A 1309-nucleotide genomic window follows, 5' to 3' on the forward strand; every position below is an offset into this window, starting at 1 on the left:
CCGGCCCGGGCGTAGCCGGATCCGGCTACGCCCGGGCCGGTCGCCCAGCGCGATATCGCGGATCTAGGGCGCGATATCGCGGATAAGGTTCGTGATCCGGGCGGTGGATAGCCGGCGGCCATGCTCGTCGGTCATCACGATCTCGTGGGTGGTGAGAGTCCGGCCAAGGTGGATGGCCGTGCACGTGCCGGTGACGGTGCCCTCCGAGATCGCCCGGTGGTGCGTGGCGCCGACCTCGATCCCCAKCGCCTGGCGGTTGGGGCCGGCATGCATGCCCGCCGCGAAAGAACCCAGGGTTTCGGCCAGGACCACGTGGGCCCCGCCGTGCAGGATGCCTGCCACCTGGGTGTTCCCCGCCACCGGCATGGTGGCCACAGTGCGTTCCGGGCTCATCTCGAGGAAGCGGATCCCCATCTTCACCACAAGGGCTCMGACGCCGTACTGGCCCAGCCAATCGTGCATCTCCTCGGGAACACCGGCCGCTGCGAGCTCGGTCGCGTAGGGGCCGGGCGTGAAATTGTCCTTCATGGGAACTAGGCTGGCACCTGTGAGTGAAACTACCAAACCGGCCCTTGTCCTCGAGAATGCAGCCCCCCAAAATGCTGCCCCCCTTTCCGCGGACACCGCGGCAGACCTTCTCCCGGCAGATGCGCCGGATTCAGGGGTTGCGGCCAAGCGTGCCGGAAAATCCAGCCGGGCCGCGGCGTCGGTTTCCGCCACCGAGGCCCCCGTGATTCCGATCACGGACCAGCCGCGGCTACTCGTACTGGATGGGCACTCCATGGCGTTCCGGGCATTCTTCGCCCTGCCCGCGGACAAGTTCTCCACCGCCACGGGCCAGCACACGAACGCCGTCCACGGCTTCACGTCCATGCTGATCAACCTGATCAAGGAGCAAAAGCCCACCCACGTGGCGGTCGCCTTCGACGTCTCCGATGACACGACGCACCGCAAGGCCGAATACAGCGAGTACAAGGGCGGACGCAACGAGACCCCGCGGGAAATGAGCGGCCAGATCGACCTCATCGACAAGGTCATGGGCGCCTGGGGCATCAAGACCATCAAAATGCCCGGTTGGGAAGCTGACGACATCCTGGCCACCCTCGCCGCAATGGGGGAAAAGGCCGGTTACGAAGTGCTGCTGGTCTCAGGCGACCGCGACGCCTTCCAGCTCATCACCGACAACGTTTTCGTCCTGTACCCCAAAAAGGGTGTCAGCGACATTCCCCGCATGGACGCGGACGCCATCCAGGAGAAGTACTTCGTCAGCCCGGCCCAGTACTCGGACCTCGCCGCCCTGGTGGGGGAA

At 65.9% G+C, this 1309-nt stretch carries 2 protein-coding genes; one reads left to right on the plus strand and one right to left on the minus strand.

From position 1 onward, the window contains the following. Window positions 1–63: 63 nt before the first annotated feature. Entirely contained in the window at window positions 64–528 is a 465-nt protein-coding gene (locus AC1D1S_RS21185; protein ID WP_476995450.1) for a hotdog fold thioesterase, read from the minus strand. Between AC1D1S_RS21185 and AC1D1S_RS21190 the strand changes: the two genes are divergently transcribed. Continuing rightward, on the plus strand, window positions 527–1309 hold a 783-nt coding region (locus AC1D1S_RS21190; RefSeq protein ID WP_476995451.1), incomplete at its 3' end, for a 5'-3' exonuclease. The genes AC1D1S_RS21185 and AC1D1S_RS21190 overlap by 2 nt on opposite strands.

This window comes from Arthrobacter sp. P1_A5 (genome assembly GCF_056406825.1).